The organism is Streptomyces sp. NPDC057963, from assembly GCF_042887155.1.
Taxonomy (GTDB): Bacteria; Actinomycetota; Actinomycetes; order Streptomycetales; family Streptomycetaceae; genus Streptomyces.
In genome coordinates this window covers 254206-275937 of record NZ_JBHVPX010000010.1, presented here as the reverse complement: position 1 = coordinate 275937, position 21732 = coordinate 254206, and the positions used below count along the sequence as shown (strand labels likewise).

20 protein-coding genes are annotated in these 21732 nt (G+C 71.6%); 11 read left to right on the top strand and 9 right to left on the bottom strand.

Going from position 1 to position 21732, the window contains the following annotated elements:
• Window positions 1-87: 87 nt before the first annotated feature.
• Entirely contained in the window at window positions 88-1545 is a 1458-nt protein-coding gene (locus ACFVT1_RS24320) for a catalase (protein WP_389798949.1), read from the top strand.
• Between the two features lie 359 nt (window positions 1546-1904).
• On the opposite strand, the gene gcl is transcribed toward ACFVT1_RS24320, so the two are convergent.
• Window positions 1905-3680, bottom strand: a complete 1776-nt coding sequence (gene gcl, locus ACFVT1_RS24315; protein ID WP_389798947.1) for a glyoxylate carboligase — start codon at window positions 3678-3680, stop codon at window positions 1905-1907.
• A gap of 329 nt (window positions 3681-4009) precedes the next feature.
• On the opposite strand from gcl, the gene ACFVT1_RS24310 reads away from it, so the two are divergent.
• The 3 genes from ACFVT1_RS24310 to ACFVT1_RS24300 all read left to right on the top strand — a co-directional run bounded on the left by ACFVT1_RS24310 (window position 4010) and on the right by ACFVT1_RS24300 (window position 5627).
• Window positions 4010-4747 carry a hypothetical protein gene (locus ACFVT1_RS24310; RefSeq protein WP_389799123.1) on the top strand — a complete coding sequence of 246 codons (738 nt, stop codon included), beginning with the start codon at window positions 4010-4012 and terminating at the stop codon, window positions 4745-4747.
• Window positions 4748-4774: 27 nt separating this feature from the next.
• On the top strand, window positions 4775-5329 hold the full coding sequence (locus ACFVT1_RS24305; RefSeq protein ID WP_389798945.1) for a GNAT family N-acetyltransferase: 555 nt from the start codon (window positions 4775-4777) through the stop codon (window positions 5327-5329).
• A gap of 76 nt (window positions 5330-5405) precedes the next feature.
• Window positions 5406-5627 (top strand): hypothetical protein, encoded by a 222-nt coding sequence (locus tag ACFVT1_RS24300; RefSeq protein ID WP_389798942.1) that lies wholly within the window; start codon window positions 5406-5408, stop codon window positions 5625-5627.
• Here ACFVT1_RS24300 and ACFVT1_RS24295 read toward each other — a convergent pair.
• Together ACFVT1_RS24295 and ACFVT1_RS24290 are read right to left on the bottom strand one after the other, a co-directional pair.
• Complete coding sequence (locus tag ACFVT1_RS24295) at window positions 5611-7257, bottom strand: AMP-binding protein (RefSeq protein ID WP_389798940.1); 1647 nt, start codon at window positions 7255-7257, stop codon at window positions 5611-5613. The genes ACFVT1_RS24300 and ACFVT1_RS24295 overlap by 17 nt on opposite strands.
• Window positions 7254-8930: an AMP-binding protein gene (locus tag ACFVT1_RS24290; RefSeq protein WP_389798938.1), complete on the bottom strand. Its 1677-nt coding sequence runs from the start codon at window positions 8928-8930 to the stop codon at window positions 7254-7256. The genes ACFVT1_RS24295 and ACFVT1_RS24290 overlap by 4 nt, the downstream gene beginning before the upstream one ends.
• 143 nt (window positions 8931-9073) lie before the next feature.
• On the opposite strand from ACFVT1_RS24290, the gene ACFVT1_RS24285 reads away from it, so the two are divergent.
• Window positions 9074-9916 (top strand): response regulator transcription factor, encoded by an 843-nt coding sequence (locus ACFVT1_RS24285; RefSeq protein WP_389798936.1) that lies wholly within the window; start codon window positions 9074-9076, stop codon window positions 9914-9916.
• Between the two features lie 15 nt (window positions 9917-9931).
• Here the strand turns inward: ACFVT1_RS24285 and ACFVT1_RS24280 are convergent, their stop codons facing one another.
• Window positions 9932-11122 (bottom strand): winged helix DNA-binding domain-containing protein, encoded by a 1191-nt coding sequence (locus tag ACFVT1_RS24280; RefSeq protein WP_389798934.1) that lies wholly within the window; start codon window positions 11120-11122, stop codon window positions 9932-9934.
• 213 nt (window positions 11123-11335) lie between these two features.
• Between ACFVT1_RS24280 and ACFVT1_RS24275 the strand changes: the two genes are divergently transcribed.
• Window positions 11336-12211, top strand: a complete 876-nt coding sequence (locus tag ACFVT1_RS24275; RefSeq protein WP_389798931.1) for a DMT family transporter — start codon at window positions 11336-11338, stop codon at window positions 12209-12211.
• Window positions 12212-12325: 114 nt separating this feature from the next.
• Entirely contained in the window at window positions 12326-12751 is a 426-nt protein-coding gene (locus ACFVT1_RS24270; RefSeq protein ID WP_389798928.1) for a cold-shock protein, read from the top strand.
• A 76-nt stretch (window positions 12752-12827) separates the two neighbouring features.
• Here ACFVT1_RS24270 and ACFVT1_RS24265 read toward each other — a convergent pair whose 3' ends face one another.
• Window positions 12828-13058 (bottom strand): DUF6296 family protein, encoded by a 231-nt coding sequence (locus ACFVT1_RS24265; RefSeq protein WP_362197519.1) that lies wholly within the window; start codon window positions 13056-13058, stop codon window positions 12828-12830.
• A gap of 258 nt (window positions 13059-13316) precedes the next feature.
• Here ACFVT1_RS24265 and ACFVT1_RS24260 point away from each other — a divergent pair, with 258 nt between their 5' ends.
• Window positions 13317-13769 (top strand): DUF5709 domain-containing protein, encoded by a 453-nt coding sequence (locus ACFVT1_RS24260; protein WP_389798925.1) that lies wholly within the window; start codon window positions 13317-13319, stop codon window positions 13767-13769.
• Between the two features lie 258 nt (window positions 13770-14027).
• Window positions 14028-14396: a nuclear transport factor 2 family protein gene (locus ACFVT1_RS24255; protein WP_389798923.1), complete on the top strand. Its 369-nt coding sequence runs from the start codon at window positions 14028-14030 to the stop codon at window positions 14394-14396.
• Between the two features lie 172 nt (window positions 14397-14568).
• Here ACFVT1_RS24255 and ACFVT1_RS24250 read toward each other — a convergent pair whose 3' ends face one another.
• Complete coding sequence (locus tag ACFVT1_RS24250; RefSeq protein ID WP_389798920.1) at window positions 14569-15270, bottom strand: SRPBCC domain-containing protein; 702 nt, start codon at window positions 15268-15270, stop codon at window positions 14569-14571.
• Between the two features lie 308 nt (window positions 15271-15578).
• On the opposite strand from ACFVT1_RS24250, the gene ACFVT1_RS24245 reads away from it, so the two are divergent.
• Complete coding sequence (locus tag ACFVT1_RS24245) at window positions 15579-17996, top strand: endonuclease/exonuclease/phosphatase family protein (RefSeq protein WP_389798918.1); 2418 nt, start codon at window positions 15579-15581, stop codon at window positions 17994-17996.
• Between the two features lie 88 nt (window positions 17997-18084).
• Here the strand turns inward: ACFVT1_RS24245 and ACFVT1_RS24240 are convergent, their stop codons facing one another.
• The 3 genes from ACFVT1_RS24240 to ACFVT1_RS24230 are packed head-to-tail and all read right to left on the bottom strand — an operon-like array spanning window position 18085 to window position 20484.
• Window positions 18085-18984 carry an alpha/beta fold hydrolase gene (locus tag ACFVT1_RS24240; RefSeq protein WP_389798915.1) on the bottom strand — a complete coding sequence of 300 codons (900 nt, stop codon included), beginning with the start codon at window positions 18982-18984 and terminating at the stop codon, window positions 18085-18087.
• Window positions 18985-19003: 19 nt separating this feature from the next.
• Entirely contained in the window at window positions 19004-20254 is a 1251-nt protein-coding gene (locus tag ACFVT1_RS24235) for a beta-ketoacyl-[acyl-carrier-protein] synthase family protein (RefSeq protein ID WP_389798913.1), read from the bottom strand.
• Window positions 20251-20484: an acyl carrier protein gene (locus ACFVT1_RS24230; RefSeq protein WP_362197540.1), complete on the bottom strand. Its 234-nt coding sequence runs from the start codon at window positions 20482-20484 to the stop codon at window positions 20251-20253. Before ACFVT1_RS24230 ends, ACFVT1_RS24235 begins: the two co-directional genes overlap by 4 nt.
• Before the next feature lie 275 nt (window positions 20485-20759).
• Between ACFVT1_RS24230 and ACFVT1_RS24225 the strand changes: the two genes are divergently transcribed.
• Entirely contained in the window at window positions 20760-21488 is a 729-nt protein-coding gene (locus ACFVT1_RS24225; protein ID WP_389798910.1) for a nitroreductase family protein, read from the top strand.
• Window positions 21489-21732 lie beyond the last annotated feature (244 nt).

The following is a 21732-nucleotide window of genomic DNA, read 5'->3' as shown; positions in this document are numbered from 1 at the left end:
GTTCGGGGCGTATCTACGCTCCTGGAGCCCCAGGCCGTCGCAGTTCAGCAGCTCAGCAGCTCTCGTACGGAAGGTCGCCCCGACACCATGACGCAGCGTGTGCTTACGACCGAGTCAGGCGCCCCGGTCGCCGACAACCAGAACTCCGCCACCGCCGGCGTCGGTGGCCCGATCCTCCTCCAGGACCAGCACCTGCTGGAGAAGCTGGCCCGCTTCAACCGGGAACGCATACCGGAGCGCGTGGTCCATGCCCGGGGCTCCGGCGCGTACGGCTACTTCGAAGTGACCGATGACATCACGGCGTTCACCCGCGCGGACTTCCTCTCCGAGGTCGGCAGGCGCACCGAGACGTTCATCCGCTTCTCGACCGTCGCCGATTCGCTGGGCGGCGCGGACGCGGTACGCGACCCGCGCGGCTTCGCCCTCAAGTTCTATACGGACGAGGGCAATTACGACCTGGTCGGCAACAACACCCCGGTGTTCTTCATCAAGGACCCGGTCAAGTTCCCCGACTTCATCCACTCGCAGAAGCGCGATCCGTTCACGGGCCGTCAGGAACCCGACAACGTATGGGACTTCTGGGCCCACGCGTCCGAGGCGACGCACCAGGTCACCTGGCTGATGGGGGACCGCGGCATCCCCGCCTCGTACCGCCACATGAACGGCTACGGCTCGCACACGTACCAGTGGACGAACGCCGAGGGCGAAGCCTTCTTCGTCAAGTACCACTTCAAGACGAACCAGGGGGTGCGCTGCCTCTCCAGTGAGCAGGCCGCCGAACTGGCGGGCAAGGACGGCAGTTCGCACCAGACGGACCTGCTCCAGGCCATCGAGCGCGGGGTGAACCCGTCCTGGACGCTGTACGTGCAGGTCATGCCGGCCGCGGAGGCCGCGGGCTACCGCTTCGACCCGTTCGACCTGACCAAGGTGTGGCCGCACGCGGCCCACCCGCTGCGGCGGGTGGGCCGGCTGGTCCTCGACCGCAACCCGGACAACGTCTTCGCCGAGGTCGAGCAGGCGGCGTTCTCCCCGAACAACTTCGTACCCGGCATCGGCCCGTCCCCGGACAAGATGCTCCAGGGCCGCCTGTTCGCCTACGCGGACGCGCACCGCTACCGGTTGGGCGTCAACCACACCCAGCTCCCGGTGAACGCGCCGCGCACCGCGGTCGTCGACAACTACGGCCGCGACGGGCTGCACGCCACCCGCAACGGCGCGCGTCACGACAAGAACTACGAGCCCAACTCGTACGCGGGCCCGGCCCAGACCGGCGCGGCGCTCTCCGCCCCGCTCGCGGTCCACGGCTGGACCGGCACCCACGCGGCGCCCGCCCATGCCAAGGACGACGACTTCTCCCAGGCGGGCGAGCTGTACCGGCTGATGTCCGAGGACGAGAAGGGACGCCTGGTCGCCAACATCGCCGGGGGTCTCTCCCGGGTGAGCCGCGACGACGTCGTCGAGAAGAACCTCGCCCACTTCCACGCGGCCGACGCCGACTACGGCAGGCGCGTGGAGGAGGCCGTCCGCGCCCTGCGCGAGGACTGAGCCTCCCACCGAGCCCTGCTCGCGCCGCACACCCGGATGAGGGGTGTCGTGCGGCGGGGGCAGGACGAGGTCGCGGCGGCCGTGCGATGCCAGTGCGGTGGTGGGGGCAGGTGTCCGCTCCCCTCCTGACCTGAAGGAGAGGAGGGCCGCCCGCCCGGTCGCCGCCGCCGCGACCCCTGTTGTGTTCTCCCGTGCCAGGGCGCGGAGTACGGATACGGTCCCGTGCTCCGCGCCCTTCTCCGTTTTCCCGGCTCCGCCCCGGGTTCCGGCCGGGGCGGAGGACGGCGCACCGGCCCGGCGAGGACGCGGCCCCCGCCCCGGCTGTCGGGGGCGGGGGCCGCGGACGGGCCGACGGGTCGTCAGGACACCGCGAGCGGGCGGATCGCGGTCGGCGCGTGGGACGGGTCCGTCGCGACGTCCTCGAACTCGTCGACGGACGCGATGTCCGTGCCGCTCATCGCGATGTTCGTCACGCGCTCCAGAATCGCTTCGACGACCACCGGCACCCGCAACTCCGCGGCCAGCTTCTTGGCCTCCTCGAAGGCCGGCAGCAGCCGGTCCGGCTCGGTGACCCGGATCGCCCGGCAGCCCAGGCCCTCGACGACCTTGACGTGGTCGACCCCGTAGCCGCCGACCTCCGGCGAGTTGAGGTTCTCGAACTCCAGGTTGACCTGGAAGTCGATGCCGAAGGTGCGCTGCGCCTGACGGATCAGGCCCAGGTAGGAGTTGTTCACCAGGACGTGGACGTACGGGATGCGGTGCTGCGCGCCGACCGCCAGCTCCTCCAGCATGAACTGGAAGTCGTAGTCGCCGGAGAGCGCCACGACGGAACCGTCCGGGTCGGCCGTGGCGACGCCCAGCGCGGCCGGGATGGTCCAGCCGAGCGGGCCCGCCTGGCCGCAGTTGATCCAGTGGCGCGGCCGGTGGACGTGCAGCAGCTGCGCACCGGCGATCTGGGAGAGGCCGATCGTGGTGACGTACCGGGTCTCGGGTCCGAAGGCCCGGTTCATCTCCTCGTACACCCGCTGCGGCTTCAGCGGCACGTTGTCGAAGTGCGTACGGCGCTGCAGCGCGGCCCGGCGCTCCTGGGTGGACGCGGCCCACTCCGAGCGGTCCTTGAGCTTCCCCGCGGTCTTCAGCTCGCGTGCCACCTCGACGAACAGTTCCAGCGCGGCCCCGGCGTCGGAGACGATCCCGAGGTCGGGGGCGAAGATCCTGCCGAGCTGGGTGGGCTCGATGTCCACGTGGACGAAGGTGCGGCCCCGGGTGTAGACGTCCAGCTTGCCGGTGTGGCGGTTGGCCCAGCGGTTGCCGATGCCGAGGACGAAGTCGGACTCCAGGAAGTTCGCGTTGCCGTAGCGGTGCGAGGTCTGGAGGCCGACCATGCCCGCGTTCAGCGCGTGGTCGTCGGCGAGGGCGCCCCAGCCCATCAGGGTCGGGACGACCGGAACCCCCGTCACCTCGGCGAATTCCACCAGGAGTGCGGACGCGTCGGCGTTGATGACGCCGCCGCCCGCGACGATCAGGGGGCGCTCGGAGGCGTTCAGCATCTCCAGGGCGCGCTCGATCTGCTTGCGGGTCGCGGCGGGCTTGTGCACCGGCAGCGGCTCGTACAGACCGGGGTCGAACTCGATCTCGGTGAGCTGGACATCGACGGGCAGGTCGATGAGGACCGGGCCGGGCCGGCCGGTGCGCATCAGCTGGAAGGCCTGCTGGAAGACGCCCGGGACCTGGGCGGCTTCGAGAACGGTCGTGGCGGCCTTGGTGACGGGCGCCGCGATCGAGGCGATGTCGACCGCCTGGAAGTCCTCCTTGTGGAGCACGGCGGTCGGGGCCTGTCCGGTGATGCAGAGGATCGGGACCGAGTCGGCGATCGCGGAGTACAGGCCGGTGATCATGTCGGTGCCGGCCGGTCCCGAGGTGCCGATGCAGACACCGATGTTGCCCGGCCGGGCGCGGGTGTAGCCCTCCGCCATGTGGGAGGCGCCCTCGACATGGCGGGCGAGCGTGTGATGAACCCCGCCGGCGGCCTTGAGGGCCGCGTAGAAGGGGTTGATCGCCGCGCCCGGCACACCGAACGCGTTGCTGACTCCTTCGCGCTTGAGGATCTCAACTGCCGCTCGGGCAGCGGTCATTCGAGGCATTGAGTGCTCCTGCTCGGGCCTGGTGGAGTCGGGCTCTGTCGCGCCACCTGAGAGCACCAATTCCGTATAGCGGAAAATTGATTCTGTTATACGGAAATCAATCTAAAGTGCGGCCGGACGGCCGTCAAGGGAGTCCGCGCACGGCGGACCGACCCGCGCGCCGGTCCGCGAAGTACGCCGAATCGCTCCCCAGCACCTCGCTCCTGGTGGACGATGGGGTGCGGAGCGCAGCGGGCCCGGACGGGTCGGCGCCGGCGCGTCGTGGTGCGCCGGGGCGGCCCGTCGCCGGGGCGCACGCCCGGAGCCGGAGGGAGATCATGGTGGAGTCGGTGCCGGTACGCTGTCCGGCCTGCCGCCGCGCCCACACGTACAGCGCGCCGGTCTACCCCTGCCCGTGCGGTGCGCCGACCGCCCCGCCCGTGCTGCGCGGCGCCCCGGTCGTACCGATCACGCACCGCACCTGGAACGACGACTGGGTGGGGGTGCGCTGCCGCTCCTGCGGGCGCCTCGACCAGTGGCCGCAGCCGGAGTTGTACTGCCCGTGCGGGGCGGTGCTGCGGATACCGGTCCGTCCGCCGGCAGCCTCCCACGACACCGACGCCACCGCCTCCCCCGCCGACGGGGGCCGGTCCGCCCGGCCGTCCCACATCCCGCTGCCGCGCACGGCGCCGCCGCCCCGGCCCGCGTTCCGGCCGCGGCCGATCCGTACGGCACCCGACGCGGTCGCCTGCGCCGCCCTGTATCTGAACTGGCTGGGCTACCACGATGTCGTACAGCCGGCGGAGCGCTCCCCCGAGCGGATCGACCTGCGCGCCACCGGACTGATCGCCCGCGTCGACGCCACCACCCGCCCGACCGCCCTGCGTGACGTCGAGTGCCTCTGGCTGCACGCGCTCAGCGCGTCCGTCACGAGCGTGTTCTTCTCACTCGCGGGCTACGCCGAGGATGCCGAAGCCCGCGCGGACGGGCTCGGCCTCCCGCTCTTCCTGATGGACGTCACGGGAACGCCGCTGCCGGCCAACAGTCCTGCGAACGAGCTGATCAGCGCCGGGGCCTGAGATCTTCCGGGGCGCCATACTGACCGTATGCGTATCCGTACCGCCCGCCGCTCCGATCTGCCGCTGCTCCAGGACATCGAGCGCGCCGCCGGCGAACCGTTCCGCGCGCTCGGCATGACCGCCATCGCGGACGACGACCCTCCGCCCCTCGATCTGCTGGACGGCTACCGCCTGGCCGGCCGCGCCTGGGTGGCCGCGGACGCCGACGACCGCCCGGTCGGCTATCTGATCGCCGACCCGGTCGACGGCGCGGCCCACATCGAGCAGGTCTCCGTCCATCCGTCCGCCGCACGGCGCGGACTGGGCAGCACCCTCATCGACCATCTCGCCGCATGGGCGGCCGACCGGCGGCTGAGCGCGCTCACGCTGACGACCTTCTCCCACGTCCCGTGGAACGCCCCGTACTACACCCGCCTCGGCTTCCGTACGCTCACGGAATCCGAACTCACCGAGGGGCTGCGGAAGATCAGGGCGGAGGAGGCGGAACACGGCCTGGACCGCTGGCCGAGAGTCTGCATGCGCCGCGAGATCCCGCGCACCGAGCCCGGCCCGCACCTCAGCGGAACCGGCCGGCAACAGTGAGTGCAATCGGTCACGTTCGAGCCAGGGGCCACAAATGTTCGGGCCGCTGTCAGTGGCGGGCCTTAAGGTAGGGGACATGGCTTTAACTCCACGGCACACCCCACCCACCGACCCGTCGCGCACGGCCCGACCGACGCCCCCGTCCGCCGCCGAGGCGAACGAGGCGATACGGGCGCTGGTCGACGCGCGAGCCGGCCAGGACTGGTCCTCCGTGGAGTCCGCCGCCTACGAGGTGCTGCTGATCGAATGGGCGGCCGCGACCCGGGGCGTTGCCGGGGACATCATCGAGGCCGCCTGACGACGCCCGGGGCGGTCCGCTCCTGGCGGCCGTAGCCCTCCCGCAGTTCGATCTTCCGGACCTTCCCGCTGACCGTCATCGGGAAGGTCGCCAGGATCTGCAGCCGCCGCGGGATCTTGTAGTGCGCCAGCTGTTCGCGGCAGTAGCCCGTCACCTCGTCCAGGGTCGGCGGGTCCGCCGGATCCCTCGGGATGACGCAGGCCAGGATCTCCTCCCCGTACTTGTCGTCCGGTACGCCCACCACCTGCACATCCGCGATCTTCGGGTGGCCGTAGAGGAACTCCTCGATCTCCCGCGGGTACACGTTCTCGCCACCACGGATGATCATGTCCTTGATCCGGCCGACGATCTCGACGTAGCCGTCCTCCCGCATCACGGCGAGGTCCCCGGTGTGCATCCAGCGGCCGGCGTCTATCACCTCCGCGGTGCGCTCGGCCTGCTCCCAGTAACCGAGCATCACGCTGTAGCCCCGGGTGCAGAGTTCGCCCGCCGCGCCGCGCTCCAGGGTCACCCCGGTCACCGGGTCGACGACCTTGACCTCGATGTGCGGCATGACGCGGCCGACCGTGCCGGTGCGGCGCTCCAGGTCGTCGTCGCGGCGGGTCTGGGTGGAGACCGGCGAGGTCTCCGTCATGCCGTAGCAGATGGACACCTCGTCCATGTGCATCTCGGCGACGACCCGCTTCATCACCTCGACCGGGCAGGGCGATCCGGCCATGATGCCGGTGCGCAGCGAGGAGAGGTCGTACGAGGCGAAGTCGGGGAGACCCAGCTCCGCGATGAACATGGTGGGGACGCCGTAGAGCGAGGTGCACCGCTCCTGTTGAACGGCGGCCAGCACGGCGGCGGGCTCGAAGGAGGGCGCCGGGATCACGATGCAGGCGCCGTGCGAGGTGGCGCCGAGGTTGCCCATGACCATGCCGAAGCAGTGGTAGAAGGGGACGGGCAGGCAGATCCGGTCCTGTTCCGTGTAGGCGACCAGCTCCCCCACGAAGTAGCCGTTGTTGAGGATGTTGTGGTGGGAGAGGGTGGCTCCCTTGGGGAAGCCGGTGGTACCGGAGGTGTACTGGATGTTGATCGGGTCGTCGCAGGACAACTCTGCTATGCGGGACGCGAGTTGATCCTCCGTCACCGACCCGGACCCGGCCAGCAGGGCGTCCCAGGACGGGTCGCCGATGTAGTGCACGGCACGCAGGGCCGGACAGGCGCCGCGGACCTGGTCGACCAGTGCGCGGTAGTCGCTGGTGCGGTGCGAGAGCGAGGAGACCAGGAGCGAGATCCCGGCCTGCTTCAGCACGTACTCCAGCTCGTGCGCGCGGTAGGCCGGGTTGATGTTGACCATGACGGCGCCGATGCGGGCGGTGGCGTACTGCACGAGGACCCACTCGGGGCAGTTGATCGCCCAGATCCCGACCCGGTCCCCCTTGGCCACCCCCGACGTCATCAGCGCACGGGCCAACTCGTCGACTGCGGCACCGAATTCGGTGTATGTCCAGCGTCGCCCCGAGGGGACGTCGACGAGCGCCTCGCGTTCCCCGAACGCCTCGACCGCGCGGTCGAGATTGCCCGCGACGGTGTCGCCGAGCAGCGCCGTGGTGCCGGTGCCGTGCGCGTAGGACAGTTCACTCATCGCAGGTCCCCCTCGTCGTACTCGGTGCCGGTGCCCCGGGCCGTGCGCTCACGCAGCTCGATGCGGCGGATCTTGCCGGAGACGGTCTTGGGCAGCTCGGCGAACTCCAGTCGGCGGACCCGCTTGTACGGGGCGAGGACCGCCCTGGAGTGCGCGAACAGCACCTTCGCCGTGTCCGGTCCCGGCTCCCAGCCCTCCGCGAGCACGATGTACGCCTTCGGCACCGCGAGCCGTACCGGGTCGGGGGCGGGGACGACGGCGGCCTCGGCGACCGCCTCGTGCTCCAGCAGCGCGCTCTCCAGCTCGAACGGCGAGATCTTGTAGTCGGACGCCTTGAAGACGTCGTCGGCGCGGCCCACGTAGGTGATGTAGCCGTCCTCGTCGCGGGAACCGATGTCACCGGTGCGGTAGTAACCGCCGGCCATGGCCTCCGCGGTCCGGTCCGGGTCGCCGTGGTAGCCGGTCATCAGGCCCACCGGACGGTCCGAGAGATCGAGGGAGATCTCCCCCTCGGCGGCGCCGGGCTCGCCGGTGACCGGGTCGAGGAGCTCGACCGTGAAGCCGGGGCTGGGCCGTCCCATCGAACCGGCCTTCAGCAGCTGCCCCGGGGTGTTGGCGACCTGGACGGCGGTCTCCGTCTGGCCGAAGCCGTCCCGGATGGTGACGCCCCAGGTGCGCCGCACCGTCTCGATGACCTCCGGATTCAGCGGCTCACCGGCCGCGACGACCTCCCGCGGCGGGGTCTTCAACTGGGAGAGGTCGGCCTGGATCAGCATCCGCCAGACGGTGGGCGGGGCGCAGAAGCTGGTCACGCCCGAGCGGTCCATCTCGGCCATCAGCCGGCCCGCGTCGAAGCGGGTGTAGTTGAAGATGAAGACGGTCGCCTCGGCGCTCCAGGGCGCGAAGAGGTTCGACCAGGCGTGCTTGGCCCAGCCCGGCGAGGAGATGTTGAGGTGGACGTCCCCGGGCTTGAGGCCGATCCAGTACATCGTCGACAAGTGGCCCACGGGGTAGGAGACATGGGTGTGCTCGACCAGTTTGGGGCTGGCGGTCGTGCCGGAGGTGAAGTAGAGCATCAGCGGTTCGTCGGCGTCGGTCTCCCGCTCCGCCTCGAAGGTCTCCGGCCGGTCGTCGGCGCCGGTGTACGACAGCCAGCCGGGCACGTCCGCGCCGACGGCGATCCGGGTGTAGTCGCCGGGCACCTCGTCGAACTTGGCGGTGTCGGTGTCCCGCACCAGGACGTGCCGGACCCGGCCGCGCTCCACCCGGTCGCGCAGATCGACCGGGCCGAGGAGCGGGGTGGCGGGGATGACGACGGCGCGCATCTTCATCGCGGCGAGGGCCGTCTCCCACAGCTCGACCTGGTTGCCGAGCATGACGAGGATCCGGTCCCCGGCCCGTACCCCCTGGGCGCGCAGCCAGTTCGCGGCCTGGTTGGAGCGGGCGGACATCCGGGCGAAGGAGACCTCGGTGCGGCCGCCGTCCTCCTCCACGATGTGCAGGGCGGTGCGGTCGTTGTTCTCGGCGATGGCGTCGAACCAGTCGAGCGCCCAGTTGAAATGGTCGGTCCGGGGCCAGCGGAAGCCCTGGTAGGCCGCGTGGTAGTCCTCGCGGTGCTGGAGCAGAAAGTCCCTGGCGGCCCGGAATGTCTCCGTCGCGCTGGTTGCCGACATGTGCCCTCCTCATTGCGGACCGGACCGGTCGCTTAACATCATGTAAACAGTGACCCAGGTCTCACCACCCCCGAACGGGGGTGCGGCGAGCGAGGCTGCCGTGCCTCCGGAGCCGGGCAGGGACCGGGCAGAGAGGCGACAGCGTGCCGGAATCCGTCGATGCGGTCGAGATGCAGGCGGCGCTGCTGCGGCTGCGCCGGATCAGTGGTCTGCCCGTGGCCTTCGGCGGGCTGCTCTCGGATGCCCGCCACGCCCGGATAGCCGAGCTGAACGGGGCGCGGTCGGCCGCCCTGCGCGGGCTCGTCATCTCGGCGGGCAGCGGGCTCGGCGGCAAGTCGATCGCCCTGTCCCGTCCCTGTGCGGTGACCGACTACCGCTCCTCGCGCCACATCAGCCACGAGTACGACGTGGCGGTCGCGGCGGAGGGCCTGCGCGCGGTGGTCGCGGTGCCCGTCGTTGTACGGCGCAAGGTGCGCGGCCTGCTGTACGGGGCGCTGCGTGAGCCGGTCGCGCTCGGCGATCGCACGTTCGACGCGGCGGTCGCCGCCGCCCGCGATGTGGAGCAGGCCCTGGTCGTGCGGGACGAGGTGCAGCAGCTCCTGGCCGTGACCCGGGAACAGGTCACGGATCCGGCGGCCCCGCCGGAGGCGTGGGAGGACGTCCGCGAGGCGCATCGCGAGCTGCGCGCCCTGGTGCCGAAGGTCGCCGATCCGGCGCTGCGCGACGAGTTGCTCTCGGTGTGCGGGCGGCTCGCCTCGGCGGCCGGGGCCCGGGTGCCGAAGCCCTGCGGTGTGCATCTGGCGCCGCGCGAGGTGGACGTGCTGGCCTGTGTGGCGGCGGGGACCACGAACGCGGTGGCGGCGGAGCGGCTGGGGCTGAGGCCGGAGACGGTGAAGGGCTATCTGCGTTCGGCGATGCGCAAGCTGGGCGCGCACACACGGCTGGAGGCCGTGGTGGCGGCCCGGCGCGCGGGGCTGCTGCCGTAGCGTGTGGGCGGGTGCTCATCGTTCGAAGTCGACGAACGTCGCGAACCGGATGTCGTATCCGTGCGCGTCGGTGGCAGCCGTCGTCAGGGTGGCGAGCATCCGTACCGCCTCTTCCGTGACGGCGTCGCGATCGGCCCGGCTCAGCCTGCCGAGCGGCTGCACGGTGAGGGTCGTCGCTCCGGGACCGGCCCCGGGCCCCGCGCCCGCCCCGGCGCCGCCGCCCAGCCGCCAGATCGCCGCGAGGAATCCGTCGACCAGCACCGTCCCGTACGACTGGTTGCCGTTCCCGTTGCGCCCCCGGTACCGCGGCGGAATGACACGCGTACGGTCCGCGTGGCCGAGCAGCACGTTGTCGAACTCGGGCAGGAAGCGCGGCGGGGCAGGGGTGTCCTCGTCGGGGCGCGGGGCGTCCGGCAGGTCGAAGAGCTCGATGCCGTTCTCGTCCCGGAAGGTCATGAGCCGCGGCCGCAGCCGTTCGAAGACCTCGCGCAGCCTGGTCAGCCCGGCCCACGTCTGCATGTCCCGCACGGAGGCGGGCCCGAAGGCACCGAGATAGCGCAGCACGGCGGCATCGGGTGCGGGGACCGGCTCCGACGGGCTGCCGAGCCAGTGCTCGGCGGTGGTCAGCGCGACCCGGCCGCTCCTCCCCCACACCCCGCGCGGGGTGACCTGGACCAGCGGCAGCAGACAGCGGGCGGCCACGCCCAGTGCCTGCGGATCGGCCTCGGGCCACTCGGCCAGCAGCGCCTCGCGGATCTCCTTGGGCGTACGGGGCCGCTCCTCGACGAGCTCCCTGGCGAGCGCCCCGAGCCGGTCCGGGTCCACCCCGGCGAGCCCCTTGCGGAAGGTCCTGAGCTCGCGGTCGCGCGCCGCCTGGACGAGCGGGCGCAGGGTGAGCGCGTCCGCCGCGGTGTGCAGGTGGATGGTGGAGCGAAGGGTGACGATCCGGACCACCTCGCGGGACTCCATCAGCTCCGCGAGCTCGGCGGGGGCGAAGCCGTCGAGGCGGGCGCAGAGCTGGTAGTACGGCGGCTTGGTGTTCTGCGCCTGGAGACCGACCAGATGCTCGACGGCGTCCTTCGCGGACATCGAGGTCCGGCGCAGCAGCAGCTGCCGCTCCAGCGTGGCGCGGCCCAGCGCGCGCGGTGAGAGCACGACGGGTGCGGCGGGGTTCGTCTTCGCGGCGGTGCTCCGCTTCGGGGCCATGGACGGCACGGTACGCGGGCTTGCGGACACCTTCTGTCCTCATGGGCGGCCGCGGTCCACTCCCGCCTCCCGCCTTCCCGCCATGCCGCCTTCCCGCCTCCCGCCTCCCGCCTTCCCGCCATGCCGCCTTCCCGCCTCCCGCCTCCCGCCTCCCGCCATGCCGCCGTACCGCAGGACCCCGGATCGCGGGCCCGCCGCCCGCATCATGGTTCGGTGATCAGCGTCCTGTTCGCCGTCCTGACCGCGCTCAGCAACGGCGCGGCCTCCGTGCTCCAGCGCCGCGCCGCCCGCACCGTCCCCGACGCCGAGGCGATGCGTCTGTCGCTGATCGGGCATCTGCTGCGCCAGCGCATGTGGCTGGGCGGGATCGGCCTGGTGATCGTCGCGGCGGTGTGCCAGGCCGTGGCGCTGGCCACCGGACCGATCGCCGTGGTCCAGCCGATCTTTGTGATCGAACTGCCCGCCACACTGCTGATGGCCGGGTTCGTGATGCGGGTACGGCTGCCCCGCCGGCTCTGGTTCGCGGTGGCGGCCATGACCCTGGGACTGGCCCTGGGCATGGCCTCCGCGGCACCGGACGGCGGCAGCGCATCCGTGCGGGGGGCTGCCTGGGTGCCGACACTGATCCTGACCGGCGTCTTCGAGGCCGTGCTGATCGGCGGGGCCCTGAGCACGCGGGGCAATCTCCGGGGCGCGCTGCTCGGCCTCGCCGCCGCATGCGGGTACGCACTCACGGCCGCGCTCATGAAAGACGCCATGGCACGGCTCGAAGACGGCGGCGGAGCGGTGGAGCTCCTGACGTCCTGGCAGTTGTACGCCACGGCCGCGGCCGGAGTGGGGGCGCTGTTCCTCCTCCAGAACGCCCTCCAGGCGGGCACGCTGGTCGCCGTCCAGCCGCCGCTCACCCTCGGTGACGCACTGATCAGCGTGCTGTACGGGGTGACCCTGTTCGGCGAGCACCTGCGCACCGGGTGGTGGGTGCTGCCCGAGCTGGTCGCCCTCACCCTGATCGCGGTGGGCTGCGTCGAGCTGGCCCGCTCCCCGCTGGCGTCCGGAACCGCGCCCCCGCCGGCGCGCGGGCCCAGGTGAAGCGATTCCGGCGATTCCCCGGATGGGGTCGCGCCGCCCGGTCGCGCGGGCTATTCTCCGGTCGAGCCATGTGTGGCAACGGGCAAGGGGCCCGATTCTTTCTTGGGGGTTGGTGTGGTTTCTGGTCGCGTGGTGCGGTTCGACGGCGCACGGGGATACGGTTTCATCTCGCCCGATCACGGCGGTGAGGACGTCTTTCTCCATGTGAACGACATGTTGATCCCGGAGTCCTACGTACACACGGGTACGGCGGTGGAGTTCGAGATCGAGGACGGTGACCGGGGGCTGAAGGCGTCGTCCGTCCGGCTCGCCGAGGGTCCCGACGGGAAGCCGCTGACTCCTCCGAGGCCCGTCGCGGTCCATGCTCCGGGGTCCGCGGACGACGACACCCTGTGCGATGTGCTCAGTGCGTCCGAGTACACCAAGGAGGTGACCGACCTCCTGCTGGAGTCGGCGCCGACACTGACGGGTGCTCAGATCCTGCAGATCCGGAGCGGGTTGCTGCAGTTCGCCAAGAACCACGGCTGGACCGAGGGCTGACGGCCCCGGTCCCGACGGAGCGGTGAACCGCCAGGGGCCCGTCCGCCGGTGATCCGGCGGACGGGCCCCTGGTGGTTCAGGCACTCGGTTCCCGCACCACCAGGGGGGTGCCGAGCACCTGGTGTCCGCCGCTGGCCAGCATGCGCACCTCTCCGCGTTCGCTGATCTCCGCCCGCACGATTCCGGTCTCGTCCTCGTAGATCGGGTACCCGCCCGCACCCGACTGCGCCGTGCGCCGCACGGTCACCGTGTCGTCCTCCACGGCGAACGCCTGAAACACCAGCTCATAGCTCTCCGGGTAGTCCATGGCGATTCTCCCGATACCGATGGCGGCAGGACATGGTCCACCTGCCACTTCCATCGTGCCTCGGACGGGCCCCCGGCGCCCGGCCTGCGGCCCACGGCTGCGGTCTCACGCCCCGGCCACTTATCCTGAACCCATACGGGCGGTTCGACGGCACCGGGGCGCATACCGCACACATACCGCATGTACGCCCCCTTTTTTCCCCGAGTCGCGTGCGCGGCATGCACGACCGGGATCCCTGAAACCGGGAAGGGACAGACCATGAAGGATGCCGACATGGGAGACGATGTCTACCAGCCCCAGCAGCCGGAGGCCTCCGACCCCGTCGAGCAGCTCGACATCGAGGACACCCTGGACAACCGGGGGCTGACCGACCTCCTCGACGAGGGCTACTCCCCGCCCGAGCGACCGTGGGCGGTGGAGGACCAGGGCACCACGGCCGCCGAACAGCACAGCGGCGAGCCGCTGGAGAGCCGTCTGGCACGGGAGCTGCCCGAGGTCGCCGACGTCGCCGGTGACGACGTGGGAGATCTGTCCGACGGTGACGGCGAACCCTGGGACACGGAGGTCGGTTCGGTGCGCGCCGGACGTCTCACCCGGCAGCTGGACATCGATGAGCCGGACACTCTGGCGGCCGAGGACGTCGGGATCGACGGGGCGGCGGCGTCGGCCGAGGAAGCGGCCATGCATGTCGTCCCGGACAGCCAGGTGTGAGGGTACGGGGCTTCTTCCGCGCCGCGCCGCCTCTTCTCCGCAGCGCCCTACGCCGCCCGTTCCACGCCGCGCCCTCCCCGTCGCCGCCCGACGGCTCTCGTGCCCGCTCCACGGCGCCGCGGTGCGACACCGCACCGGCCGCGCCCGAACCATGACCTCGGAGGTAATCGACGCCTTCCGCGTCATCGGACATCGTGTTCCTCACCAGCACACGGGAGCCCGGCCCCAGGGGCCGGGACGCAAGGAGAGGACAGCACGATGACCGCATACGAGGACGCCGTCCAGCGCTACTTCGTCGCCTGGAACGCGGCCACCCCCGAGGACCTGGAGAAGGCCGTGGCGGCCGCCTTCACCGAGACCGCCACCTACACCGACCCGGTGGCGGACGTGCGCGGCCACGACGAGCTCACGGCCACGATCAACGGGGCCCACCAGCAGTTCCCCGGCTTCGAGTTCCGGCTGACCGGCACCCCGGACGGGCACCACGACATCGTGCGCTTCAGCTGGGAGCTGGTCTCCGCCACCGACGGCTCGGCCCCCGTCGCCGGGTCGGACGTGCTCAAGCTCGACGACGACGGACGCATCGCCTCGGTCAGCGGCTTCCTCGACCGGGTGCCCGGGGCCTGATCCCTGATCCCTGTTCCGGGTTCCCCGCGTCCTCGATCCCGCCCTCGGCCGGATGCCTCCGGGCAGTTCCGCGTCGAGGGCGGGGTCGTCGGGCGCGGCGGCGCAACGTGCGCGTCGGCGCCCGGAGACCGGGGCCGGGGCCCGGACCGCCCCGCGTCGGGCGGGCCCGCCCTCAGGCCGGCTCGTCTAGGAACTTGCCGCCCTCCAGCAGGGTCTTGAGCGTCGAGAGGATCGCGATCCAGCCGCCGCTGACGCCCTCCAGCATCTTGCTGTCCGGGCTGTCGAAACCGTCGTGGGTGATCGTCAGCCTGATGCCCATCTCGGGCTCCTCGGCCGGCTCGATGTCGAAGGCGACCTTCGACCGCTCCCGGACGGCTTCCTCCCATTCCTGGTCCGAGGCGAAGTCGAACATCTGGCGGTGCATGGGCTGGAGGGTGTGCCAGGTGTACGACAGCCGCTTGCCCGGCTCCGCCTCCAGGACCCGCTGACCGACCTCCTCGAACTCGCCGTCCGGGTCCATCTTCCAACGGACCGGCGCGCCGGCCTCCCATGTCGAGTCCGGGCCGTAGCCGCCCATGTAGATCTTGATGGACTCCGGGTCGGTCAGCGCCTGATAGAGCTTCTCGGCGGTGGTCTGGATGTAGATGACGTAGACGAACTCGGGCTTGTCCATGGCCGTTCCTTCCAGGTTCTGCTCACGGTGGGACAGCGCGTCCGGGCGGTGGCGCTCGTACCGGCCGATCCAGCGTTCGGCGGCCTCCTGGACGGGCACCGGGTTGAGGTGGTGCAGCTCCGCCCGGCCGCTGCGCACGACGGTGACCAGCAGCGCCGATTCCAGCACCGCCAGATGCCTGCTCGCCGCCCGCCGGCTCATGCCCAGGCCCTCGCCCGGCTACCGCAGCGTCCGGCCGCCCCGGGCGTCGAGCCGGTCGAGGAGTTCCCGGCGGCTCGGATCGGCGAGCGCCTTGAATATCGCGTCCATCGCCGCCATCGCGTCGCCGTCGCCCGCCCTCGCCTCTGGCCCCTTTCACCGTAGGCAACCTCTTGGTTGCCTGTCGAGCGAGGCGCGCTCAGTACCTCCGGGCCGCCGGAGCGATTTCTGGAATTAACTTCTGATGTCTTGTCACGGCTGGTTCTACGCGCATAGCTTTTGCCCTCACCACACTTCGGGAGCAGCCCACCGTGCACATATCCAGACCCCGTTCCGTCCTGCTGGCCGGCGCCGTCGCCGTGACGCTCTCGGCCACCGCGCTGCCCGCCGCCCTCGCGGCTCCGTCCTCGACCGCCGTGATCTCCGAGGTGTACGGCGGCGGGGGCAACTCGGGTGCGACCCTCACCCGTGACTTCATCGAGCTGGCCAACGCCGGTTCCGCCGCGTACGACCTGTCCGGCTTCAGCGTGCAGTACCTGCCGGCCGCCCCGTCCGCCGGATCGCTGTGGCAGGTCTCCCCGCTGACCGGATCCGTCGCTCCGGGCGGCCGCTACCTCGTCGCCGAGGCCGCGGGCACCGGTGGCACCGTCGCTCTGCCGACGCCGGACGCCACCGGCACGGTCGCGATGGCGGCCGGCGGCGGAACCGTGGCGCTGGTCTCCGGCACGACCCCGCTGACCTGCAAGACGGCGGCCGACTGCGCGGCCGACACGCGGATCGTCGACCTCGTCGGCTACGGTTCCGCGGTCGTACGGGAGGGCAGCGGCCCGGCGGCCGGTGCCTCGAACACCTCCTCGGTGGCGCGTGGCACGTCCCTCGCCGACACCGACGACAACGCCGCCGACTTCACCGCGGGTTCCCCGGCGCCGGTCAACGCGGCCGGTGAGACTTCCGGCGGGTCCGGTCCGGTGGACCCCGGCGGCCCGACCGAGCCCGGCACCGTGCGGATCCACGACATCCAGGGCACCACCCGTGTGTCGCCGCTGGAGGGCCGGGAGGTGACCGGCGTCCCCGGCATCGTCACCGGTGTACGGACCGCCGGTTCGCGCGGCTTCTGGATCCAGGACCCCGCGCCGGACGCGGACGCCCGTACCGCCGAGGGCGTCTTCGTCTTCACCGGATCCGCCGCGCCGGCTGTCGCCGTGGGCGACTCGGTGCTGGTCAGCGGCAAGGTGGACGAGTACTACCCGTCGTCGGCCACCCAGTCGATCACCGAGATCACCGCCCCGAAGACGACGGTCCTGTCCTCGGGCAACGCGCTGCCCGCCCCGGTCGTGCTCGACGCCGCCTCGGTGCCGGACGCCTACGTCCCCTCGGCGGGCGGCGGCTCGATCGACTCGCTGCCCCTCGACCCGTCGGCGTACGCCCTCGACCTCTACGAGTCGCTCGAAGGCACCCGGGTGCGGATCTCCGACACCCGGGTGACGGGTGCGACGACCGCCTACGACGAGGTCTGGGTGACCGTCAAGCCGAACGAGAACCGCACCCGGCGGGGCGGCACGCTCTACACCTCGTACAGCGACCAGAACACCGGCCGCATCAAGGTGATGTCCCTGGATCCGGCCCGGCCGGTCCCCGTCGCCGATGTCGGGGACGTGCTCTCCGGCACCACCACCGGTGTCATGGACTACGCGTCGTTCGGCGGCTACAACCTCCAGGCCACCGAGCTCGGCACGCTCACCGACAACCACCTCCGGCGCGAGGTCACCCGCAGGCAGAAGGGCAACGAGCTCGCCGTCGCCACGTACAACGTGGAGAACCTGGACGCGCTGGACGAGCAGGCCAAGTTCGACACCCTCGCCGCAGGCATCGCGGCCAACCTCTCCTCCCCGGACATCGTGTCGCTGGAGGAGATCCAGGACGACAACGGTGCGGTCAACGACGGCACGGTCGGATCCGAGGCGACGCTGAAGCGGTTCACCGACGCGATCGTCGCCGCGGGCGGTCCGCGGTACGCCTGGCGGTACGTCGCCCCCGAGAACGGCAAGGACGGCGGCGAGCCCGGCGGCAACATCCGCAATGTCTTCCTCTTCAATCCCAAGAGGGTCGACTTCGTGGACCGTCCGGGCGGCACCGCGACCACGGCCGTGACCGCGGTGAAGACGAGGAAGGGAGTGACCCTCTCGGCGTCGCCCGGCCGGATCGCCCCGGCCGACGAGGCGTGGGCCGACAGCCGCAAGCCGCTCGTCGGCGAATTCCGCTTCCACGGAAAGCCGGTCTTCGTCATCGGCAACCACTTCACCTCCAAGGGAGGCGACCAGCCCCTGCACGGCCGGTACCAGGAGCCGGCGCGCAGCTCCGAGGCCAAGCGGGTGAAGCAGGCGGCGCAGGTGAACACCTTCGTCAAGTCGCTGCTGGCCGCGGACGACTCGGCGCGGGTCATCACGCTCGGCGACCTCAACGACTTCGCCTTCTCACCGACGATGGACGCGCTGACCAGGGGCAAGGTGCTCAAGCCGCTGATCACCACGCTGCCTGCGAGCGAGCAGTACAGCTACGTGTACGAGGGCAACTCGCAGACGCTGGACCACATCCTGACCAGTCCCGGCATCCGCCGCTTCGACTACGACGTGGTGCACATCAACGCGGAGTTCGCCGATCAGGCGAGCGATCACGACCCGCAGATCGTGCGGGTGGACGTCACCGCGCGGGGCCACGGCAGGCACTGACCTGCGGGCCCGCACGAAAGCGCGCGATGCGGGTGGGGCCGGCCGGGCCCACCCGCATCGCGCTCCGGTCCACGGTCCGAGCCGCCCCTCACGCCCTCGGCACCGGACGCGCGCCGGCCGACTGGTGCGGGAGGGCGGCCAGTCCCGGTGCCGGCTCCAGCGGGCGGTCGGTGAAGAAGCGGGCGACGAGGTCCGCGACGTCGTCCGGGCGTTCCAGGACCACCCAGTGGTCGGACTCCCCGATCGTGAGGAACCTGCTGCCCTCGATCGTGGCGGCGAACGCGCGCTGCCGTTCCGGCGAGGTGACCGTGTCGTGCTCGCCCGCGAATACGAGGGCGGGCACACCGGTCAGTCCACCGGAGAAGTCCGGCCGGTGCCCCAGCGCCCGGTGCAGCGACTGCGCGGCGTGCGGGGAATGAGTGAGGGCGTACAGGAACGAACGCTGGACGTAGCGTCGGGCCAACTCCCGTCGGTGGACGGTGCGTTCCGGGTCCAGACACATCAGTGCCGCGGCGGCCAGGGTGGCGAGCCCCGCCATGTCACCGGTCGCCAGCCGGTCGACGGCGCGGCCCCACTGGGTGCGCTGGCCGTCGCTGATGTGGGCCGGCACACCGCCGAGAACCAGCCGGGCGATGCGGCCGGGGTACTGCCGTGCGCAGCCGAAGGCGATCGATGTGCCGTAGGAGAACCCGAAGAGGTTGACCTTCGGCACGTTCAGGTCGTCGATGATTCCGGCTACGGCGGCGAGCAGGATGTCGTCCCCCGCGCCGGACGGGAGCGGGTCGGCGCCGCCCATGCCGGGCAGGTCGGCGGTGACGACCGAGGCGAGCGGCCCCAGGTGGTCGTCCATCTGCGGCCAGCCGTACATGCCCTGGAGCGCACCGCCGAGGACGACGACCGGCTCGGTGCGCGGCAGGGGCTGCCGGAGGAGCCGGTAGCCGTAGCGCAGCCCGTGCACCGACAGGGTCCGGATGATCTCCTCGGCCATGGTGGTCCTCGCTTCCGGGTCAGGCCCTGGTGAGAACGAGTGCGGCGTTGTGCCCGCCGAAACCGAGCGACGTCTTGACGGCCACGTCGAACGTTCCCGCGCGGGCCTCCTTGCGCACCACGTCGAGAGGGATCTCGGGGTCGGGAGCGTCGAGATTCACGGTGGGCGGCACCAGTCGGTGCTGGAGCGCCAGTGCGGTCAGTGCGGTTTCGATGCCGCCCGCGGCGCCGAGGGTGTGTCCGGTCATCGCCTTCGTCGAGGTGACCAGGGGGTGCTCGCCGAGGACCCGGCGCAGCATCGTCGCCTCGATGAGGTCGTTGGAAACGGTCGAGGTGCCATGGGCGTTGACATGGCCGATGTCCCGGGCGCCGACCCCGGCGTCCGCGAGCGCCGTACGCAGGGCCCGCTCGATACCCAGGCCCTCGGGGTCCGGGGCGACGGCGGAGTAGGCGTCGCTGGAGGCCCCGTACCCGGCGACGTAGGCGCGGATGGCGGCGCCGCGGGCGCGGGCGTGTTCCGGCCGCTCCAGTACGAGGAGTCCGGCGCCCTCGCCGACGACGAAGCCGTCGCGATGGGTGTCGAACGGACGGCAGGCCGCCTCGGGGTCGTCGCGCCGGGTGGAGACGGCCTTCAGCTGGCAGGCGCTGGCGATCAGCGGCCGGGAGCAGACCGATTCGGCGCCGCCCGCGATGACGAGGTCGCAGGCGCCGGTGCGGAGCATCTGGTGGGCGGTGCCGATGGCGACGGTTCCGGACGAGCAGGCGGTGGAGACGGCCTGGCTCGGACCGCGGGCGCCGAGGTCCGTGGCGACGCTGCTGGCCGCTCCGTTGACGACGGTCAGCGGGGCGAGTTTCGGGGAGACGCGGCGTGCGCCGCGCTCGGCGAGGACGGCGTGCTGTTCGTCGTAGAAGGGCAGTCCGCCGTGTGCGGAGCCGATGACGACGGCGACCCGTCCGCCGTCCCAGACCGCGGGGTCGAGTCCGGCGTCGGCGACGGCCTCACGGGCCGCGATCACGGCGAGCTGCGAGAAGCGGTCCATCAGCCGCGCGGTGGCCACCCCGAGCAGGGCCCTCGTGTCGAGGCCGGTGATGGTGTACATGAAGTCGCAGGGCAGGTCGTGGAGTTCGGGCCGACGCAGGACGGAGGGCGCGGTGACGGCCTCGGAGACCGTGCGCCAGGTGGCTTCGGCCCCCGTACCGGCCGCGGTGACCAGACCGATTCCGGTGACGGCGGCGGCGAACGGCGGGAGGCACTGCGGGCGGGCCGTCACGCCGCGGCCTTGCCGTGCACGGCGGCCACGAGTTGCGCGACGGTGTCCCGCGAGGTCAGCTGCACATCGTCCAGATCGACGCCCATCCGGTCCTCGATGAGGAGCCGGAGTTCCTCCAATGCCAGGGAGTCCAGCCGGAGTTGACGGAGCGATGCCTCGGGCCGGATGGCATGGGGGTCGGTTCCGAAGTTCGCCACCAGCAAGGTGTTGATCTCTTCTGCCGTGCTCATGCGGCACTCCTGCGCTCTCGTACGCGGTGACGCCTGCCGCGTGAGGTGTGAGTGCCATTCGGGGGACGCCGGCTGGTCCGGAGGAACCCTTTATACGCCTTCGTGAAGGGGACTCCGGTCCGCGTTCCCCCATGCGGAGGGGGGCCGTCCAGGTGTGCGAATCCGCTGTCCGCGCGGATCGGGGCGGCGGCGGGATCGGATCGCGCGGGCCGCTCCCACCCGGCCCGCCCAACAGGCCTCCCGGCGCCGGGGCTTCGCCCGTAGACTCCGCGATCATGACGACAGATATGCCGATAGATGCGCCCAGGTCCGACGGACCCGCTCTCTTCTCCACGATGTCCACCATGCGCGCCATGCGGCGCCTCAAGCCGGATCCCGTCCCGCACGAGACGCTGGAGCGGCTCGTACAGGCCGCGGTCTGGGGCCCCAGCGGGGGCAACATGCAGTGCTACGAGTACGTGGTGGTGACCGACCGCGAGGTGATGGCGCAGCTCGCGCCGCTGTGGAAGCGGTGTGTGGACGCCTATCTGGCGACGACCGGGAAGTACCCGCCGAAGGGCATGGACGACGCGGCGTACGGCCGCATGGTCGCCGCGATCGAGTACCAGCGCGACCACTTCGCCGATACGCCGGCGTTGATCGTGCCCTGCTACCGGTTCCCCGAGCCGCGGCTGGACGAGGAGGGGCTGCTGGCCTCCTCGCAGGCGCTCGGCCCGGCCGGGACCGAGCGCATGATGAACACCCAGACACGCTTCCAGGCGCTCGCCGAGGGTTCCTGCGTCTACCCGGGCGTGCAGAACCTGCTCCTCGCCGCCCGCGCGCTGGGGCTCGCGGCGAACATCACCATCTGGCACCTGATGCTGGAGCAGGAGTGGAAGGCCGCTCTCGGCATCCCCGAGGACATGCACACCTTCGCCGCCATTCCGGTCGGCCGGCCGCAGGGCAACTTCGGCCCGGTCCGGCGCCGCCCGGTGGCGGACGTCATCCACCGCGACCGCTGGTAGGACGGCACCCCGGTTCGGCTCCGGCCGTCCAGCGGGGCCGGGTCGGCGGGTACCGGCGGGCCGGTTCGCCGGCGCGCGGACAGGCCCGGGAGGACAGCACGTCGTCGACGAGGGCCGCGGCTGCGGCCCATCGGGCCGGGGCGGCACCCGGAAGGCCCCTCCCCGGCCTGCCCGCTCTCCCCCGGCAGCGTGATCCCGTACCCGCCGAACCGGCGGCCGGGCACGGCCCGGCCTGCGCTTCAAC

Bases quoted from the DNA above. Each gene is read 5' to 3' on its own strand.
- gcl (WP_389798947.1), bottom strand. From the start codon at position 3,680: ATGACCGCTGCCCGAGCGGCAGTTGAGATCCTCAAGCGCGAAGGAGTC.
- ACFVT1_RS24265 (WP_362197519.1), bottom strand. From the start codon at position 13,058: ATGGACTACCCGGAGAGCTATGAGCTGGTGTTTCAGGCGTTCGCCGTG.
- ACFVT1_RS24300 (WP_389798942.1), top strand. From the start codon at position 5,406: ATGGCTTTAACTCCACGGCACACCCCACCCACCGACCCGTCGCGCACG.
- ACFVT1_RS24320 (WP_389798949.1), top strand. From the start codon at position 88: ATGACGCAGCGTGTGCTTACGACCGAGTCAGGCGCCCCGGTCGCCGAC.
- ACFVT1_RS24280 (WP_389798934.1), bottom strand. From the start codon at position 11,122: ATGGCCCCGAAGCGGAGCACCGCCGCGAAGACGAACCCCGCCGCACCC.
- ACFVT1_RS24250 (WP_389798920.1), bottom strand. From the start codon at position 15,270: ATGAGCCGGCGGGCGGCGAGCAGGCATCTGGCGGTGCTGGAATCGGCG.
- ACFVT1_RS24295 (WP_389798940.1), bottom strand. From the start codon at position 7,257: ATGAGTGAACTGTCCTACGCGCACGGCACCGGCACCACGGCGCTGCTC.
- ACFVT1_RS24230 (WP_362197540.1), bottom strand. From the start codon at position 20,484: ATGAGCACGGCAGAAGAGATCAACACCTTGCTGGTGGCGAACTTCGGA.
- ACFVT1_RS24240 (WP_389798915.1), bottom strand. From the start codon at position 18,984: ATGGCCGAGGAGATCATCCGGACCCTGTCGGTGCACGGGCTGCGCTAC.
- ACFVT1_RS24290 (WP_389798938.1), bottom strand. From the start codon at position 8,930: ATGTCGGCAACCAGCGCGACGGAGACATTCCGGGCCGCCAGGGACTTT.
- ACFVT1_RS24260 (WP_389798925.1), top strand. From the start codon at position 13,317: ATGAAGGATGCCGACATGGGAGACGATGTCTACCAGCCCCAGCAGCCG.
- ACFVT1_RS24305 (WP_389798945.1), top strand. From the start codon at position 4,775: ATGCGTATCCGTACCGCCCGCCGCTCCGATCTGCCGCTGCTCCAGGAC.
- ACFVT1_RS24225 (WP_389798910.1), top strand. From the start codon at position 20,760: ATGACGACAGATATGCCGATAGATGCGCCCAGGTCCGACGGACCCGCT.
- ACFVT1_RS24255 (WP_389798923.1), top strand. From the start codon at position 14,028: ATGACCGCATACGAGGACGCCGTCCAGCGCTACTTCGTCGCCTGGAAC.